Below are 17,772 nucleotides of genomic sequence, written 5' to 3'. Positions count from 1 at the left end.
TAATTAACTCACTAATCAAGATTACTATCTGCAGCACTCGTCGGGTAATGTTACATAGGGGCTGTTGACAATGGCACTATAACCCCTGATCAGATTGATATATTTTTTAACTTTTATGGATAAACTATCATTGATAATCACTATGCAGTTCAAGCGGCATCATCGTCTGAACCCTCTCGTATAAAGAAATTATTTTTTCGCAAAAGACATGAAGTTGTTGCTGATTTTCCCATAAATCATAATCTATCCCTTTATTGAACACCTGTTGTCTTGATAAAGTTTTTAACAGAAAAAGCTCCTGGGTAGAAAACCCTAGATGAACATTTAACTCCACCAGTTCCATCAGGTTTTTGTATTCCTTGATTGGTCGATGATCATGCAAACAATATGCTTTAAGCGTCAATTGAAAGGCCTGATACATGAGTGAGGTTATAGGAGCGAATGAATCCAGAGAATCTCCATTCCTGATTATTCCCTGTGAAATCTGTTGCAGCAAATAATCGGCAGAATAGGCATGTTGAGTTGCTATACTGAGTAATTCCAAAGGCGATAAATAACGCTTGTCCATCTGGAGTCTCTCCTGTTCCAAATAGTACGGATTAATCAAATCCATAAACTTTGATGATGACTACTTCTACATGTTGGATCTATGATAAAATTGAAGTTAATTATATCCTTTAATTTATTGCATGCACACTATTATTAATAGCCCGTTACAAATAGGCTCCCTTGAACTTCCTCATCGGTTAATTCAAGGTCCATTAGCAGGCTACAGTTGCGCCCCGTTCAGAGAATTGTTTCATCGATACACACCTCCTGCATATTGCGTATCAGAAATGAGTTCTGCCGTTGATGTGTTAAACAAACATGCGGACCATTCACGTTACATTTATCGGTCGCCAAAGGAAAACCTACTGGCTTATCAAATTTCCGGTAATGACCCCGATATACTGGCTCAGGCTGCCATTAAATTACAAGCATTCGGCGCGGACTTAATTGATATAAACTGCGGATGTCCCAAAACTAAAATTCGTAAAAAGGGAGCAGGCAGTGCCTTACTGGATAATCCGGAAACGCTCATTAAAATCATCCAGAAAGTACGTGCATCAATTTCCATTCCTCTCACAATAAAAATTCGCATTCAAGGTAATGAAAACGATGTACTTCTGGCTCAACAGATTGAACAAGCGGGCGCCGATGCGCTAATCGTACACGGAAGACGATGGGTTGATGATTATGATATTCAAAGCAATGTACATCAAATCGCGTTTATAAAGCAGAACATCAACATTCCGGTCATTGCCAATGGAGATATCAATACTCCAAGCAGCTTGCATCATGCTCTGCAGATTAGTGGTTGTGATGGCTTCATGATTGCCCGCGCAGGCAGTGGTCGCCCATGGTTGTATCAGGAATTACTGGAACAACGTGATTTGAATATAAACGCCTTTGAAAAAATACACGTCTTTATGGCGCATTTGGAGGGCCTCAAAACCCTTGAGGATGAATATAAGTCGATTCTGCAAAGTAAATCGCTGGTACGTTATTATTTCAAACACCAGCTGGATAAACTTCAATTGAATCAATTTTATCAATTAAATTCGTTACCAGAGATTAATGAATTTTTGCTTGCAAACATCCTCTAAACCCTAAGTACGCGCGAACATCCTGGTAATCAATGTTCTAAAAATATACAACTGATAATCTAGCCCATCAGGCTCCGGCCCCCATCTACATTTAAGATCTGTCCAGTAATAAAAGGATTTTCAGCCAAAGCCAGAACTGCCTGAGCAATAAATTCGGGATCCCCATGACATTTTAGTGGAGTTTTATCAATAATATTCTGCTGTTCCTTCACGCTTAGACTGTTTGCCTCCTCTGGCCAGGCAATGGCACCGGGAGCTACAGCATTTACCCTGATTGCAGGCGCAAATTCGCGTGCCAGACTCCTGGTTTGCATCTCAAGCGCTGCTTTGCTTTGACAATATAATGAATAGCCTTTAAGAGGTTTTTGAGCATGAATATCGGTCACGTTAATGATGGCGCCAAAATGTTTGCTTAATAAGGGACGCGCTGCGAGACTGAGTAAAAAAGGGGTTTTCACATTGGTATCAAACAGCTTTTGCCAATCCTCTTCGTTGAATGTTTCCGAATCATTTCGGATAAAAACTGATGCGCTATTTACTAATAAATCCAAACGACCAGCCCATTCTGAGACTGTCGTGATCATCTCAAAAGCAGCATGTTCTTCGGTTAACTCTCTTTGTAATACAAAAGCGCTATCTACCCGCTTAGTGTTCAACTCAACGGCTAAGGCATGGGCATCGTTCAAGGAAAAACGACAATGAATCACAACCTTATATCCTGCTCCATGCAGTTTTTTAACAATGGCTGCGCCTACACGCCTCGCGCCTCCGGTGATCAATGCGACCTTTGCTTCTTGTTTGTTGTTCTGATTCACGGTATGGTTCCCATTTTTTTAAACAGTTTAATCGATTATGAGCTTAATACATACACTGCATACTCAGCTTGAGGAACAACAGGAACTACCTTTTATAGAATTCATGCAATTGGCTTTGTATGCTCCAGGTGAAGGGTATTATAGTTCAGGATTACCCAAATTGGGCAAGCAGGGTGATTTTATTACTGCCCCTGAATTAACTCCTTTATTCGGCAAAACGCTGGCTAATCAATGCAAGCAGATTCTAACATCAGTAGAACATCCCGTTTTGTTTGAATTTGGAGCCGGTACTGGCGCCCTGTGTATTGATGTTTTAAATCAGCTCGAACAGCTGAATTGTTTACCTGATGCCTATTATATTCTTGAAGTCAGCTCTAATTTACGGCATCGCCAACAGGAATTGTTTCAACAAAAGATTCCTCACCTGGCGCACAGGATTTTCTGGCTTGAACGTTGGCCTGAGACTCCATTCAATGGCGTAGTATTGGCCAATGAGGTTTTGGATGCCATGCCCGTAAACCGTTTCATGCTAAAGGATAATAATATACTGGAAAGCTATATAAGTCTGAACAAGGCTGGAGAATTAACAGAACAATTTAAACCCTGCCAAAACGAGCGCTTATCCAACTACATTAAAAATAATCTACCGCAACAGACGACAGAATACCTATCGGAGGTGAATTTGTTCATCGAAGATTGGCTGGTCAATATTTATAAAATGATAAACCAGGGCGCCGTATTTTTAATCGATTATGGCTTTCCACGACACGAATACTATCATCCCGACCGAAATCAAGGGACATTAATGTGCCACTATCAGCATCATGCTCACCCGGATCCCTTACTTCATCCCGGTGAACAAGATATAACAGCCCATGTTGATTTTACCCATGTTGCCGAAGCTGGGCAGCAGGCAGGATTTCATATTGCAGGTTATACTAATCAAGCCTCTTTTTTGCTGGCCAATGGTCTGCTAAGCTTTCTCAACACGCTGGATAATGAAAAAGAACTATTTCGAGCAAAACAGGCCATAAAGCAGTTGACCGATCCCAGCGAGATGGGGGAGTTGTTTAAAGTCATCGCCTTAACCAAAAATCTGGACATCGATTTGAATGGATTTCTCCTAAATGATAAACGAGTGAGTTTATAAAATGAAAAAATACCTGACTACGGTGGAATTGCAAAAAGAATCCATGAAATTTTCCGCCGGACACACCACTATTTTCTCAGCTACAGAAAGAGAACCCTTGCATGGGCATATGTATGGAGTTTATCTGGCCCTGTCTACCTGGGTTGAAGAAAATGGAATGACCTTTGATTACCGTTACTATAAAGAACGCATCCATAAATTATGCCGTCAATTGAATCAGACATTTCTCATGCCGCAATTCTCACCATTTCTGGAATATGCTGAGGATACGGAATACTATTATTTTACTTTTAATGGTAAGAAAATTCCGTTCCTGAAAGAAGATGTCACTCTGATGCCCTTAACTAATATTACAGTCGAAGAACTGTCTCGCTGGTTTGTCAATGAATTAATCAAGGACCATGAAGAACTGGACAAACATCGTATTGATAAGGTTGTTGTCAAAGTATTCTCCGCACCAGGACAATCAGCCAGTCATGAATGGCATAGAGATTAGATGAAGGCCGTTTATCAAGTTTGTATCCCACATACCAGCCGTGATTTTTTTGACTATACAACCGAGGCGTTCAAGCCATGTATAGGCGCAAGGGTTTGGGTACCATTTCGCAATCAAACAAAATTAGGAATAGTGGTTGACAGCAACTCCTCACAACACCCATCCACTTCATTAAAGAGTATCAGTGCAGTTATTGATGAATACCCGATAATTGATCAAGAGATTCTCGAACTGTGCCGGTGGATAGGGAGTTATTATCAATCACCTCTATCCGAGGTATTGCCTTTGGCTTTACCCAAAAAATATCGATTGGGTCAAGCCTGTCAACTGCCAACAGGAGATTTTTATCAATTAGCGGTACCGATTGAGCGTGCAAGAAGTAAAATTTCAGCACGCTCTCGCAAACAACTGGAATTGATTGAACTACTCAATAGGCACCAAGAACCTGTTTCAAAACAGTATTTAACAAAGAAAGGTTTTAATTCAAGTCAGTTATTGGCTTTGGTCGCTGCAGAACTTGTTGCATTATCACAACGCATTATTCTACCGGAGCAATCTGACCAGATATGCTCCCCTCCCTTGTCTCTAAACCCCGAGCAAGCCGTAGCTGTCTTGATCCTATTAGATCATCTTCATTCTTTTCAGTGTTTCTTATTGCAGGGAATTACCGGGAGTGGGAAGACCGAGGTTTATTTACAAGTAATAGAGCAAGTCCTAGCGCAAGGGAAACAGGTTCTGATTTTAGTCCCCGAAATCGGATTAACTCCGCAATTATTATCGCGTTTTACAGCACGATTTAAAGAACCTATAGCAGTGATCCATTCTAATTTGAATGAAACTGAACGACAAATTGCCTGGCAATTAGCAAAAGAAAATCATGTTAAAATGATTATTGGAACCAGAGCAGCGGTATTTACGCCCATGCCAGAATTGGGCTTAATTATTATTGATGAAGAACACGACAGCTCATTAAAACAGATGGAAGGGGTACGATATTCTGCCCGGGATACCGCATTAATGCGTGCTCATTTAGCCAATATTCCTATTATACTCGGTTCCGCCACTCCAAGTCTGGAAAGCGTACATAATTGCAGACAAAATAAATACACCTTACTGCGTTTGAATCATAAAGCCTTATCTACCACACCCCTACACTATCAATTAATTGATCTGCGCTCTCAGACACTGCAGCATGGATTGGCAACCCCAACATTAAAAATAATTGAAGAACATTTAAACAATAATAATCAGGTTTTGGTGTTTATTAATCGCCGAGGGTTTGCTCCTGTATTATTGTGTCATGAATGTGGATGGATGGCGGATTGTAAAGCCTGTGACAGTCATCTGACTCTTCATAAACAATCTGGCCAATTGCTATGTCATCATTGTGGATTAACGCAAAGAATGCCTGCTCAATGCAAAAAATGTCACAGTAAAGAGTTAATTCCCGTTGGCGCAGGAACACAAAGAGTTCACGAGTTTCTAAGCTCCTGTTTTCCCAAAATCAATGTGTTACGTATTGATCGTGATGCCATTCGTAAGAAAAATTCTTTGGATGAACATCTGGATAAAATAGCCAACGGAGAGGTTCAATTAATCGTGGGTACTCAGATGTTAGCCAAAGGACATCATTTCCCACGCTTATCGTTGGTAGTAGTTCTGGATGCTGATGCAGGATTATATAATCAGGATTTCAGGGCGACGGAACATTTGGGGCAACTATTAACTCAGGTTTCAGGACGGGCAGGTCGCGCTGAACATCCTGGTCAGGTATTGATACAAACCCATTTACCCAATCATCCTTTACTCAATCTACTCATCAAACAAGGTTACGATCACTTCGCTGATGCCTTACTGACCTCTCGTAAAGAAGCAGAATTACCACCTTTTCACTATTTGGCAGTCATTAGGGCGCAAGGTAAAACCATCAGTACTGTATTAAAATTTTTGCATGCCACTAAAGATCGGATTCAAATTAATCCAGTAACCGTGATGGGGCCAGCCCCGGCGCCGCTTCCTCGTAAAGCCAATCAGCATCGCATGCAATTATTAATTAAGTCTCCATCAAGAAAAGCATTAAAAAGTTCATTGACGCAATTACGCGAGTGGTTAACAATAAATAAACTAAGTAATGGCGTTCGCTGGAATGTGGACGTTGATCCTTTGGACTTATCATGACTGACACTAAAGTTACTGTGCATAAAAAAACCTTTAATATCGCTTGGGGCGATATGGATGCATTAGGCCACGTGAATAATGCCCGTTATTTTGATTATTTTCAGGAAGCACGTATAGAGTGGTTAAGAGACCTGGATATTAAAATGACGGAACAAACTGGACCGGTAGTAATACAGGTAGCCTGTACCTTTTTAAAACCCGTCATTTATCCCGCTACTGTCACCATAATCAGCAAGGTACACAGCCTCGGTAATTCCAGCATGATTATGGATCATGATCTGTATCAAGAGGACGTGCTCATGGCACAAGGAATGAGTAAAATAGTTTGGGTGGATTACTCTCAAAATAAATCCATAACCTTACCTGAAATATTCCGTACCTTTTCGCAATAAGGACACCGTAGTCTTTTAGCATACTCAACAGATTTTGCTTGAACGCAAGACCCAAACGCGTTGAAGAATGAAGGCTACATACTCAATTCAACGTTGGAATTTGAACGGCTTAACTGATGCTCAGACGGAGGTGTACGGCCTGGCAGAGGTAACGATTTACTGACTCTGCTAAAGATACTTATATTTCCTGCATTTGAAGCAAATAATTTAGCATCCGATTTTTTCTTGTTTTGCGTTCCATCCTTTCCTTCAATCTGCTCAATTTCTTGCAAATCCGCTTCAATTTCATTGTTCAAAAGACTCATGTTATCAAGAGACAAATTGAGTGACGGTTCAACTTCAACAAAATCAGATGCAAATTTTACATCAATTTCCAAAGTTGCCACTTGGCTCTTTAAATGATTAATTTCAGATCGTTTTTGTTCTAAAGTATTATCGAATTTCGCCTCTATACTCCCTTGCAATTGGGTTAATCCATCAGTAATTTTATTAGTAAATAACTGGGTCTGAGACAGTAGTCCTAAAGTAATCAGTATCACGCTAATGAAGGCTAATGCCATAGCAAAATACATGGTAGGAAGCAATAATCCTGAAACAAAAATAACTGCAGCAACTGCTAAAACAGGCAGTCCCACCATCACTCCATACACTGCCAATGGTTTTAATATTTTGTAGTTGCTCTCAAGACGCTGAAGATCCTGTTCCTGAACCTGTATTTTATTTTTTAAATCCCTTATTTTGTTATGAATAGTGTATAAAGTGGCATCATGATGAACTATTTGAAGAAATTTATTTTTTGCTTTTTGAATTTTATCACGCTGATCCGTTAAAATTTCTGATAAATTATGTTGTATTTCCTTGATATTTGAAATATTGACATCAAGTTCATCAACCCAACGTGTTAATTCAGCTTTTTTTTGTAGATTTGTTGATTGTTCAATCTGATTTAATAAATATAGTTTTAATTTAATCTCTTCAATTATTGTTATTTTTAATAGGTCTTTATTGATATGAGTAATTAACTCTGTGGCCTGAAACGGGGTGGGAATTGGAATAATCTCATTACCAGTCAACGTCATGAGTGATTTAGAGACTAAAGATATATTCAGAATAAGTCCTAAACGGTTCTTGGCACCCTTTACAGAATCATGAAATGGGGCATTAGCGTATTTTGTTTTAGCATTCAGGACATCCTCCAATTTATCCAAGGAAGGAAATGGAGAAGAAGAATATAAAACTGGATTCATACGCTCCATTAAAAGAACAGGTTCTTTAGACCCTTGCAGCTCATTACATAAAGTCAAATCGGACTTAATTTGCGACAGAGTAACCTCTTTATGCTGCGAGTCTATAAATCTAATGCTCGAGTGACTTAATGATTCAGCTGTTTCTTGATGAAGGAATTCGAGAACATCATCCAAAAAATAAATGTTATTATCATTTGCCTTTAAAAATTTGCTTTCTAAATTCTGTAAAGAAGCGCGTACGATTTTTTGTCGGCCATTAATCGTGACTATTTGTACCAAGCCGGAATTTTGCAAGCGAATTATAAAGTCATAAAAAGATTGGGAATTATTAAAGCGTAGCGGACTCAGTATCATCTATAACTCCAGAGTAAAACAGCACTTCTTGCAATACATTAAAGAACTTCATCGGTATAAAATGTACAACTTTAATACAATTATTAAAATAAGTCAAATTTTATTTAGCTTGATCAGGATTCAAACGCAATGCCGATTAATCTACCCGAGTGTACTGGAACAATAAGCATATTAATACCCGTCTTTGCGAACTTAGCGAAGCAAAGACACATGCTCATTCTGCATAGTAGAACATTATCCTCGCTAAAATGATGAGGAGATTACTCAGAATTATGGAGCTGTTTATAATTCTGCAAAAGATGATCCGTTAACTCATAAAGTGAATTGATATAATTTAAATTAGCGATCATCACAAACGGTATAATACCCATGCTTGTATGGATTAGAACGTCCACGGAACTCATAATCTCGGCACCGTTGGCCATGATTATCGGTATAGCGTTGCTGCAATCGAAATACAAAATCGCCGAAATTCATATCTTGCTGCCACTCCTGGGCATCCCTCTGTTTTTGTTCGTTATCCATTTTATTTAAAAATTTACTGAGTTTACTGGTATAACCAGGAGCACAGCACAAGGAAATTAACAGGATTACCAATATTTTTTTCACGATTTTGATTCTCATATAATCATTAAAGAAAATATTAAACCATATGTGACAATTAAAATCCAACTATTTGGGCAAATTAAACACAAGGTTTATTGGACCCTTGTGCCAAGGGTCACCACCAAAACCATCAGACAAAGGCTTACACCGCAATAGGTGCTTTTATAGCAGGATGAAATTGATAATTCTCAAACTCAAAATCTTCAAATTGATACTCAAATAAAGACTCTGGTTTCCGTTTAATATTTAAAGTAGGGAGCGGTAAAGGCTCTCTGGCTATTTGAGTGCGTGCTTGTTCCAAATGATTAAGATATAAATGACAATCGCCGCCTGTCCATACAAAATCACCCACTCCGAGCTGGCATTGCTGCGCGACCATATGGGTTAATAACGCATAAGAAGCGATATTAAATGGCACACCTAAAAAGACATCCGCGGAGCGTTGATACAATTGACAGGATAACTTATTGTCTGCCACATAAAACTGGAATAAAGCGTGACAAGGCATCAGAGCCATTTTATCCAACTCACCAACATTCCAGGCACTGACAATTAAACGTCGGGAATCAGGATTGGTTTTAATCTGCTGTACCACTTCACTTAATTGATCGATAGTCCGACCATCTGCAGTAGGCCAGCTTCGCCATTGTCTACCATATACAGGACCCAGATCACCATTAGTGTCAGCCCATTCATCCCAAATCGTCACGCCATTTTCGTTTAAATAGGCAATATTGGTATCACCCTGCAAAAACCATAATAATTCATGCACGATACTGCGCATATGAAGTTTTTTTGTAGTGACTAAAGGGAAGCCTTGTTGCAAATCAAAACGCATTTGATATCCAAAAACAGACAAAGTACCCGTACCTGTTCTATCCGTTTTTTCACTACCATGCTGCAAAATATGCTCTAACAACTGTAAATAAGTTCTCATCGTTTAGCCCGCCACCATATCCAAAATCCTAATAATAGCATGGGAATAGATAAAATCTGACCCATCGTCAACCAGCCAAAGGCTATATAACCCAATTGTGGATCGGGCTCTCGAAAACACTCCGCTATCAAGCGGCACACGGCATATCCCATTAAAAACACTGCAGATATTCGACCTGTCGGACGCGGCTTTGAAGCATAGCACCAGACTAAAATAAATAATCCGACGCCCTCAAGTCCAAACTCATAAAGCTCTGAAGGATGGCGTGGCTGATTATCTACATGACTGTAGATCATAGCCCAGGGAACGTCCGTTACCCGCCCCCAAAGCTCTCCATTTATAAAATTACCTACTCTTCCAGCTGCTAATCCTACCGGAACCAGGGGAGCGATAAAATCACCTACCTCCAAAAATGTTTTCTTGAATTTATGAGCAAATAACCAAACGGCAATGAATACACCTATTAAGCCCCCATGAAAGGACATTCCTCCTTCCCAAATTTTGAATAATATCCAGGGTTGGTGAATCAACTCCTGTGTATTATAAAAAAGCATATAACCTATACGACCACCAAGAATAACACCCAATGCTCCATAAAATATCAAATCACTGAGCTGATCCGAGGTCCAGTCCAGCTTATAATGCTTTATGCGCCAATACCCCAGTAACCAGGCGCTTATAAAACCGATCAAATACATCAAACCATACCAATGCACTTTTACCGGCCCCAAAGAAAAGGCGACGGGATCAATATTTGGAAATGTGAACATTATTTTTTATATTCCTAGAAAAATATCATTTTGATGGCCATTAACATTAATATCACGATAAAACCATACCTTAAATAATTCACTGGCAAAACATAATTTAATTTAGCACCAAAAGGTGCGATAAAACTACTGCTTATCCCCACTAATAACACTGCTGGCCAGTATATATACCCTGTTGTATAAGGAATATCTGCCATTTCATTCCAACCGGTGAACACCGAAACTAAAGCGCCTAATACTCCAACAGTAAGAGTACATAAATTGGACACTGATGATATTTTTCGAATGGCGACACCGCAATGTTCAAGATAAGGAACAATTAAACCACCACCTCCGATACCCAATGAACCTGAGAGCATGCCAATTAAATAGTTAATTAATCCATTGACCCAATATCCTGGAAATTGTCCTGGATTTGTTACCTGTTTCTTGGTAAGCATTCTGATAGTAATAAAAAATAAAAAAAAGCCAAATATCATTTTCAACCAACTCGTGGGTACAGAATTGGACGCTATAACTCCAGAAATAACCCCGAGCACCAAACCAGGCCATATCTTGGCAAAAACAGACCAAAGGATTTCACCGATTTTATAATGAACCCTCATAGAAGATAAGGAAGCAAATACCATGATCGCTAATGAAGTAGCTGCGGCAACATGCATTATACTGTTTTCAGGAATTAAATGATTCGATTGAAAAACAAAAACAAGCCCAGGGACAAGTATGATTCCCCCACCAACACCTAAAGCCCCTGACATTAAGCCTGCAAAAACGCCAATCAAGATATAAACATATCCATGTAACATCATGATTTTCCAGCTCGGATTAAACCTCCTAACCCTTCTTCTTCCAAAGCTTTTTGCAGATGAAAACGTATTTCAGCTGGATGCTCAAACTCCAGCACTTCAGCAAGGATCTTACGGGCATTAGCAATGGCAAAATTCCGAATGACCCACTTTACTCGTGGTAGACTGGCTGAATTCATACTCAAAGTATCAAAGCCCATGGCAATTAATAAAATGACAGCAAGGGGATCACTGGCCATTTCGCCACAGATGCTGACTTCGACTCCAGCAGCATGTCCCCCTTCAACGACCTTAAGTAACACGCGCAACATGGCGGGATGCAACGCATCATATAATCCGGCAACTCGGGCATTATTTCGATCTACCGCCAATAGATATTGAGTCAAGTCATTACTGCCAACGGAAATAAAGTCAACTCGCTTGGCCATTTCTCTTGCCAGATAAGCCGCCGCAGGCACTTCTATCATGACGCCCAATTTCGGTTTTTCTATCGCGCATCCTTCCTCTAACAACTCTTCAAAAGCCTGTTCAATCAAATACGTCGCTTCTTCCACTTCACTCAAATTAGTGACCATAGGCAACATAATTCGCAAATTATTCAATTCTTCACTGGCGCGCATCATGGCACGAACCTGTACCAGAAAGACATCAGGGTGATCCAGAGTTATACGAATACCCCGCCATCCCAAATAGGGGTTTTCTTCTTCTACTGGAAAATAAGGGAGCACCTTATCGCCACCTATATCCAAAGTGCGCATCGTTACAGAACGAGGAGCAAAAGCTTTCAGAGTCTGCCTGTAAATAATGGTTTGTTCGTCTTCAGATGGAAAGCGATCTCGGCTCATAAAAGGAACTTCTGATCGATACAATCCGACTCCTTCGGCGCCAACGCTCATGGATAAACCTGCATCCATCGCCAAACCTGTATTAACTTGAAGAGAAACGCGATAACTGTCCGTAGTTTCTGCAGGCTTATCTCTCAAGCTGACAAGACTTTGATTTAATTCGTGTTCTTCCTGAGCTAACTGTTTGAACTCAGCCAATATTGCTTTTGACGGGGAGACATAAACATGGCCATAGTAGCCATCTACAATCAATGCTCGTCGAGAGACCAGTTCAACCTTTAATCCTCGCAGCCCCATTACGGTCGGCACTCCCAAAGCCCGGGCTAAAATGGCAACGTGTGAATTGTTAGAACCTTTTGCAGATACCACTCCTGCCAGTTGCCCCTCAGGAACTTCAGCAAGAGCCGCTGCGGTAACTTCTTCACCGATTAAGATAGTGCGTTTGGGATAGACAATTTCTTCTCGTTGAGACCATTGTAGTTCGGCCAGTACCCGTCGACCCAAATCACGGAAGTCACTGGCTCGTTCGCGAAGATAATCATCTTCCATGCTCTCAAACTGAGATACATGCTTTTTAATGACTGTTGCCAAAGCGGCCTGAGCACTGATTTTCTCATCACGGATAACATGCTCGACTTCTGCTCCCAGGCTGTCTTTGTCCAAAATACGCAAATAGACATCAAATAAGGCATGTTCCTCTTCAGCCACAGTGGCCTTCATGCGCTTGCTTAAACGTCTCATGTCGTCTCTGGCTGACTCCAGAGCCTCATAAAAAGTGCTCACTTCATCATCCAGTTCTTCCACTGGATTACGAGGAACCGCATCAATATCTGCCTGAGGATAGACAACTACGGCTGTTCCTATTCCAATACCGGGTACGCTTCCTATTCCGGTGAGTGCAGTCTGGTTTACCTCGACCTTGCTGACCGCTCCTAGTGGTTTAGGTTGGGTCAATTCTGCCAGTTCACCGGTTGCTTCCGCATGAGCGATGATTCCGCCAAGCTGGGCAGCTAATGTAATTAAAAAGGATTCTTCGGCATCATCAAAACAGCGCTGCTCAACCTGCTGAACAATTAAAACTCCATAGAGTTTCCTGTGTTGGATAATGGGTACACCCAAAAAGGCATTCAGATGCTCTTCACCTAACAAAGGATTATGATAAAAATCCGGGTGCGTTGGTGCGTCCTTCATATTAATCGGCTCTTCACGTCGACCTATTAAACCAATAAGTCCACTATCAAGAGCAATACGCACACGGAATTCAGCCTGCTTATTTAATCCCTCTGTGGCAATTAAAACGTATTCAGCGTGTTTATTATCGATCAGGTAAACGGAAACGGCCTCAGCATTAATGGCTTTATGAATTCGCTGCACCAATATACCAAGAGCCTCAGTCAAATGATGGGCAGCGGTGACGTCTTGAACTATCCGTTTAAGTACTTTTAGCATCTAGGGCCTATGATTACCTCTTTTCCGTTTCATACCGTAGGGTGTACGGCGAAGTTTTAATAAGGGTTCCAATTCTTTTAAAGCTTGAATATACACTTGTCTCTTAAAAAAGATAACCTGTTGCTCTGGCTCATGAAAATCAATCCAGCGCCAACTATCAAACTCAGGAGAATCGCTTAAATCCAATCTTACTTTCTGCTCACTGGAAACGAGCTTTAATAAATACCATTTTTGTTTCTGACCGATGACCAAAGGTTCGCTGCCATGCCGCAAGTATTGCTTTGGAAGTCGGTATTTAAGCCAACGCTTGGTTGAACCCATAACCTCTACATCATGTTTATCCAAACCAACTTCTTCATGCAGCTCTCGAAACATCGCCTGTAAAGACGTTTCACCTGCAGCTAATCCACCTTGTGGAAATTGCCAGGCATCATGTCCACTACGTCTACCCCAAAATACTCTATCCGAACTGTTGACCAGGATAATTCCTACGTTCAACCTGTAACCGGCACGATCAATCACCATGATGTCACTGCTTAGACTAAACCGTTAATATCTTGATTTTTCCACAAAGTACAAGACCTTGGCAATTAATTCTGAAAATATTATTGGAGTCCGTAGTCAGAGCGTACATTTTGCGCATAAGGATCGCCCCTTTTTTCTTGAAAACCATTAGGATTCGGGTATAGCACATATAAATTACCACTACCATAATATGTTGGCTTTTCCTCCGGAACCAAAACGATTTTATGAATTGCAGCCTGCCCCTGTATGTTGCGAATTAAATCACCTAACGCTACATCAGCGTTTTTTAAAATTGCGAGCTTTAAATGCTCCATTTGATCCTGCATGGTTAATGAAAAAGTAGATAACTCCGTGCTTAAAACAACAAAATATTCGGGATTCAAAGACAATGAACCCGCGATCACATAAGAATAGCTGTAATATCGGGCAACCAATTCACTAAGCAAACCAATTACAAACGGACTCCAGCCATCACCAAGCCAGGTCTTATCCGGAAAGGCTGTCGTACCTTCAATTAATTTTAATCCTGTACAGTTAATCGCTTGGCAGATAACAGCCAAGGCTTTTTGCAATTGATCCGCAAAGGGTTCTTTCCAGGCATTTACGCTGTTATGCTGTTCTTTCAGCCTATTTTGAATGGACAATGCGCTCTGATAATATGCTCTTAAGTACTTACTGTAATCCCCATCGGGTACAGGTCCGGCATAATATTTTTGGGCTAAATCTCTGACCTCAACAAGAAAATCTTCATATTCTCGAGTCTGAACATGAGGGTCTTGCAGTAAAGTGCGATAAATCTGTTCCATACCAATACAGATTCTGCAGGCACTCAAGGCAATAGCCAGCTTATTCATGAATTCAACAGTTTCTGGCTTTAAACCCTCTGAATAATTAAATACAAAAAAATCGCCATCTTGTTCCAACCCCAGACCTAAGCCACACTCTTGAATGGTTTGGGTAAATTGGACCAGATTATCAAATTGTTTCTGCAGAAACTGATGATTTACAGGTTCCTGCTCTGCATTACCGGCTACATAGTGCGTCACTTCCAGGATTTTATCTTTATTGATATCATTAAAGAAATGATTGGTTATACTCATTAACATGTTTGCAGTAGCCGTCTTATAGTGTTCATGCCTGGCCACTATTGGATCTACCGCTGCTTTTATTTGTTGTTGTAACACTTCCGCGCTTGTTGAATCCCATTTACTCAGCATCATCATCTCCTTGACATCCTACCTGGCTTTAATTTCTACATTGCAGCTCTAAAGCTGTCAAGTGTTCTCAGTGTAAAAGATTCGGAATTGTTGTTTCGCTATCACGACGAAAGAGCGATATAATTTATACAAATAACTTAAATTGATTTCCATGAACAAACGCATATTAATTATCAATACTGGTGGAACCATCAGCAGCGTCAAAACCCCAAATGGCTATGAACCATCACCTGGTTATGTAGAAACAGCCATGGCTCAAATACCCACGTTGAAACATAAAGATATGCCCGAGTACGTCATTAAGGAATACCACCCCTTGCTTGACTCCTCCAATATGACAGTCCATGAATGGAATCGAATCGCCAACGATATTGCTCATGAATACGATCACTTCGATGGTTTTGTCGTTTTTCATGGCACTGATACCATGGCTTATACCGCGTCCGCGTTGTCGTTCATGTTGGAACATTTAGGCAAGCCCGTTATAGTAACCGGTTCGCAAATTCCCTTATCCGAAGTTCGTAACGATGCCATTGATAACGTGATTACCTCCTTATGGTTGTGCGCTCACCAGCCCATCCACGAGGTCTGCATCTATTTTAATCAGCATTTATTGCGTGGCAACCGTGCACAAAAAATCAGCGCTCAACGTTTTAATGCCTTCGACTCTCCCAATTTCCCTCACCTGGCGAGTATTGGTATAGACATCGAATTACATCAGCATCTATTGCAAAAACCGCCGCAAAAGCCGTTTCGCCTGCAAACCATCACCCCACAATTTATAGCCAACTTTCGATTGTTCCCAGGCTTTGCGACGGATGTTTTAGCCTATATTTTAAATCAACCTTTAAGAGGATTAATCCTGGAAACTTATGGCGCAGGTAATGCCCAAAACAATGATCCTCGGTTTTTAAAACTCCTCACGGAAGCCTGTGAACGTGGTGTCATCATTATTAATTGCACGCAATGCCAACAAGGTCATGTAGAAATGAGTCAGTATGCAACAGGACATACTTTAAAACAGGCAGGATTAATCAGTGGCCACGATATGACCCCAGAGGCAGCTCACTGCAAATTATTGTATTTATTAAGTAAAAACCTGGATATTTCTCAGGTTAAAAAGTTGATGGAAACTGATTTATGTGGTGAATTACATCACTCATAACGGTTAAAATAATTATATAATTAATCTCAAATAACCGCTTGGCGTTACCCCTCAAAATACCTCGTCATCCCAAACATCGTGAGGGATCTCCTTGAAGTGGTACTGTGCCCGATTTCGGAGATCCCTCACGATGTTCGGGATGACGTTTCTCTGACTTATTGAAAATATTGGGTTTAACCCCAATACTTTCAGCGAGTTTTAATTATTTCATTGCTTTACTCATAGCACTTTCTTCTTGCTCAGAAGGTTTAAATTCCAACTCGGTCATCTCCTTAACCAAGCTATCTGCTAAATTAAACAGTTTACCAAAACGCCCCTCACTGGGATTAAATAGTGTAGTAGGCACTTTAACGGAGAATATTCCGCCGAAAGAAAGAAATGGAATACCGAAACTGGAGCTAGATTCTGGAGTGATAATAGTTTTATTATCCATTGATAAATCTCTAAGAGCATCTGCTGCTCTTTGTTTTCTGTCAACCAGTCCATATTCTGGTCTTATTCTTTCGCTTAAAGATTGAATTCTTGCAAGTACTGCTTCTTCTTTTTTAGTTCTAATAGCCAAATCAATGTTAGTTGAAGGGTTAAAAATCTCCTCTCCTAGATAACCCGCTGCATGATAATAAATAACATTTTCTGGCGTATTATAAAAACGATGGTTAATTAATCTGAGCTTTAGTGAACCATCTAATTCTGAACTTTCTGATTTATTATATTTATCGAGTTTGGCAAAAAACGCATTAGTGTGAAAAATTAAATCACTCATCATTTTCAGAGTATCGCCCTCGTCGCGAGATTTTCCATGCTCTTCTTGTTTATTTTGAATTTGTACACGAGAATCTTCTATCCATTTAGTAATGGTTTTAGAATCGGCCTCATCATCTCCCGTACCAACAAAGCTAACAATTTTAGATTCCAGCGTATCAAGGATGTTTTTTTTCTGTAATGATAATAATTGATTGTAAATACTAGGGTGTTCGGATTGATAGGATAACACACTAGACATTGCATTTAATTTTTCTTTGATTAATTTTATTAAAACTTTTAGAAATATTGTCATTGCTCTACTCCTTTAACGGCAACTTATTTATTATACTAATCCTTACATCATTAACTTTGAAACAGACTGGTTATTTCAACTCCTATTTATGTAACCTAACCTAGGAAATCACAAATC

At 40.1% G+C, this 17,772-nt stretch carries 17 protein-coding genes; 6 read left to right on the top strand and 11 right to left on the bottom strand.

Annotation, left to right across the window (positions count from 1 at the left end):
• Window positions 1–127 precede the first annotated feature (127 nt).
• Window positions 128–568, bottom strand: coding sequence for a hypothetical protein (locus IZU94_RS17450; RefSeq protein ID WP_203113729.1), 441 nt, complete (start codon window positions 566–568; stop codon window positions 128–130).
• A gap of 121 nt (window positions 569–689) precedes the next feature.
• On the opposite strand from IZU94_RS17450, the gene IZU94_RS17445 reads away from it, so the two are divergent.
• Window positions 690–1,646, top strand: coding sequence for a tRNA dihydrouridine synthase (locus IZU94_RS17445; protein ID WP_203113728.1), 957 nt, complete (start codon window positions 690–692; stop codon window positions 1,644–1,646).
• 59 nt (window positions 1,647–1,705) lie between these two features.
• Here the strand turns inward: IZU94_RS17445 and IZU94_RS17440 are convergent, their stop codons facing one another.
• A complete protein-coding gene (locus IZU94_RS17440; protein ID WP_203113727.1) occupies window positions 1,706–2,461 on the bottom strand; it encodes a pteridine reductase in 756 nt (251 codons plus the stop codon).
• A 37-nt stretch (window positions 2,462–2,498) separates the two neighbouring features.
• Between IZU94_RS17440 and IZU94_RS17435 the strand changes: the two genes are divergently transcribed.
• Genes IZU94_RS17435 through IZU94_RS17420 form a run of 4 tightly spaced genes read left to right on the top strand, consistent with a single transcriptional unit; the run spans window position 2,499 to window position 6,677 of the window.
• Entirely contained in the window at window positions 2,499–3,611 is a 1,113-nt protein-coding gene (locus IZU94_RS17435) for a class I SAM-dependent methyltransferase (RefSeq protein ID WP_203113726.1), read from the top strand.
• Between the two features lies 1 nt (window position 3,612).
• Window positions 3,613–4,107 carry a 6-pyruvoyl trahydropterin synthase family protein gene (locus tag IZU94_RS17430; RefSeq protein WP_203113725.1) on the top strand — a complete coding sequence of 165 codons (495 nt, stop codon included), beginning with the start codon at window positions 3,613–3,615 and terminating at the stop codon, window positions 4,105–4,107.
• Window positions 4,108–6,285 carry a primosomal protein N' gene (locus tag IZU94_RS17425; RefSeq protein ID WP_203113724.1) on the top strand — a complete coding sequence of 726 codons (2,178 nt, stop codon included), beginning with the start codon at window positions 4,108–4,110 and terminating at the stop codon, window positions 6,283–6,285.
• A complete protein-coding gene (locus IZU94_RS17420) occupies window positions 6,282–6,677 on the top strand; it encodes an acyl-CoA thioesterase (protein ID WP_203113723.1) in 396 nt (131 codons plus the stop codon). The genes IZU94_RS17425 and IZU94_RS17420 overlap by 4 nt, the downstream gene beginning before the upstream one ends.
• A gap of 74 nt (window positions 6,678–6,751) precedes the next feature.
• Here IZU94_RS17420 and IZU94_RS17415 read toward each other — a convergent pair whose 3' ends face one another.
• From IZU94_RS17415 to IZU94_RS17380, 8 genes are all read right to left on the bottom strand, one after another.
• The gene (locus IZU94_RS17415; protein ID WP_203113722.1) at window positions 6,752–8,278 is read right to left on the bottom strand and encodes a hypothetical protein; all 1,527 of its coding nucleotides are present in this window, start codon (window positions 8,276–8,278) and stop codon (window positions 6,752–6,754) included.
• Window positions 8,279–8,617: 339 nt separating this feature from the next.
• Window positions 8,618–8,887 carry a hypothetical protein gene (locus IZU94_RS17410; RefSeq protein ID WP_203113721.1) on the bottom strand — a complete coding sequence of 90 codons (270 nt, stop codon included), beginning with the start codon at window positions 8,885–8,887 and terminating at the stop codon, window positions 8,618–8,620.
• Between the two features lie 139 nt (window positions 8,888–9,026).
• Window positions 9,027–9,821 (bottom strand): thymidylate synthase, encoded by a 795-nt coding sequence (gene thyA / locus IZU94_RS17405; RefSeq protein WP_203113720.1) that lies wholly within the window; start codon window positions 9,819–9,821, stop codon window positions 9,027–9,029.
• Window positions 9,818–10,591, bottom strand: a complete 774-nt coding sequence (lgt, locus tag IZU94_RS17400) for a prolipoprotein diacylglyceryl transferase (protein WP_203113719.1) — start codon at window positions 10,589–10,591, stop codon at window positions 9,818–9,820. Before lgt ends, thyA begins: the two co-directional genes overlap by 4 nt.
• 14 nt (window positions 10,592–10,605) lie before the next feature.
• Window positions 10,606–11,400 (bottom strand): sulfite exporter TauE/SafE family protein, encoded by a 795-nt coding sequence (locus IZU94_RS17395; RefSeq protein ID WP_203113718.1) that lies wholly within the window; start codon window positions 11,398–11,400, stop codon window positions 10,606–10,608.
• Window positions 11,397–13,691: a phosphoenolpyruvate--protein phosphotransferase gene (ptsP, locus tag IZU94_RS17390; RefSeq protein WP_203113717.1), complete on the bottom strand. Its 2,295-nt coding sequence runs from the start codon at window positions 13,689–13,691 to the stop codon at window positions 11,397–11,399. The genes IZU94_RS17395 and ptsP overlap by 4 nt, the downstream gene beginning before the upstream one ends.
• The gene (locus IZU94_RS17385; RefSeq protein WP_238400580.1) at window positions 13,692–14,216 is read right to left on the bottom strand and encodes an RNA pyrophosphohydrolase; all 525 of its coding nucleotides are present in this window, start codon (window positions 14,214–14,216) and stop codon (window positions 13,692–13,694) included. It abuts the gene before it with no gap.
• A gap of 80 nt (window positions 14,217–14,296) precedes the next feature.
• Window positions 14,297–15,439, bottom strand: coding sequence for a hypothetical protein (locus tag IZU94_RS17380; protein WP_238400723.1), 1,143 nt, complete (start codon window positions 15,437–15,439; stop codon window positions 14,297–14,299).
• Window positions 15,440–15,584: 145 nt separating this feature from the next.
• On the opposite strand from IZU94_RS17380, the gene ansA reads away from it, so the two are divergent.
• Window positions 15,585–16,598, top strand: a complete 1,014-nt coding sequence (ansA, locus tag IZU94_RS17375; protein WP_203113715.1) for an asparaginase — start codon at window positions 15,585–15,587, stop codon at window positions 16,596–16,598.
• A 202-nt stretch (window positions 16,599–16,800) separates the two neighbouring features.
• Here ansA and IZU94_RS17370 read toward each other — a convergent pair whose 3' ends face one another.
• Window positions 16,801–17,655 carry a hypothetical protein gene (locus tag IZU94_RS17370; RefSeq protein ID WP_203113714.1) on the bottom strand — a complete coding sequence of 285 codons (855 nt, stop codon included), beginning with the start codon at window positions 17,653–17,655 and terminating at the stop codon, window positions 16,801–16,803.
• Between the last annotated feature and the right edge of the window lie 117 nt (window positions 17,656–17,772).

This window comes from Legionella bononiensis, from assembly GCF_016786215.1.
Taxonomy (GTDB): Bacteria; Pseudomonadota; Gammaproteobacteria; order Legionellales; family Legionellaceae; genus Legionella; species Legionella bononiensis.
Note: the sequence above shows the minus strand (reverse complement) of the source record. Positions and strands in the feature narration are given on the sequence as shown.

Bases quoted from the DNA above. Each gene is read 5' to 3' on its own strand.
- IZU94_RS17450 (WP_203113729.1), bottom strand. From the start codon at position 568: ATGGACAAGCGTTATTTATCGCCTTTGGAATTACTCAGTATAGCAACT.
- IZU94_RS17445 (WP_203113728.1), top strand. From the start codon at position 690: ATGCACACTATTATTAATAGCCCGTTACAAATAGGCTCCCTTGAACTT.
- IZU94_RS17435 (WP_203113726.1), top strand. From the start codon at position 2,499: ATGAGCTTAATACATACACTGCATACTCAGCTTGAGGAACAACAGGAA.
- IZU94_RS17430 (WP_203113725.1), top strand. From the start codon at position 3,613: ATGAAAAAATACCTGACTACGGTGGAATTGCAAAAAGAATCCATGAAA.
- IZU94_RS17425 (WP_203113724.1), top strand. From the start codon at position 4,108: ATGAAGGCCGTTTATCAAGTTTGTATCCCACATACCAGCCGTGATTTT.
- IZU94_RS17420 (WP_203113723.1), top strand. From the start codon at position 6,282: ATGACTGACACTAAAGTTACTGTGCATAAAAAAACCTTTAATATCGCT.
- IZU94_RS17415 (WP_203113722.1), bottom strand. From the start codon at position 8,278: ATGATACTGAGTCCGCTACGCTTTAATAATTCCCAATCTTTTTATGAC.
- thyA (WP_203113720.1), bottom strand. From the start codon at position 9,821: ATGAGAACTTATTTACAGTTGTTAGAGCATATTTTGCAGCATGGTAGT.
- lgt (WP_203113719.1), bottom strand. From the start codon at position 10,591: ATGTTCACATTTCCAAATATTGATCCCGTCGCCTTTTCTTTGGGGCCG.
- IZU94_RS17395 (WP_203113718.1), bottom strand. From the start codon at position 11,400: ATGATGTTACATGGATATGTTTATATCTTGATTGGCGTTTTTGCAGGC.
- ptsP (WP_203113717.1), bottom strand. From the start codon at position 13,691: ATGCTAAAAGTACTTAAACGGATAGTTCAAGACGTCACCGCTGCCCAT.
- IZU94_RS17385 (WP_238400580.1), bottom strand. From the start codon at position 14,216: ATGGTGATTGATCGTGCCGGTTACAGGTTGAACGTAGGAATTATCCTG.
- IZU94_RS17380 (WP_238400723.1), bottom strand. From the start codon at position 15,439: ATGATGATGCTGAGTAAATGGGATTCAACAAGCGCGGAAGTGTTACAA.
- ansA (WP_203113715.1), top strand. From the start codon at position 15,585: ATGAACAAACGCATATTAATTATCAATACTGGTGGAACCATCAGCAGC.
- IZU94_RS17370 (WP_203113714.1), bottom strand. From the start codon at position 17,655: ATGACAATATTTCTAAAAGTTTTAATAAAATTAATCAAAGAAAAATTA.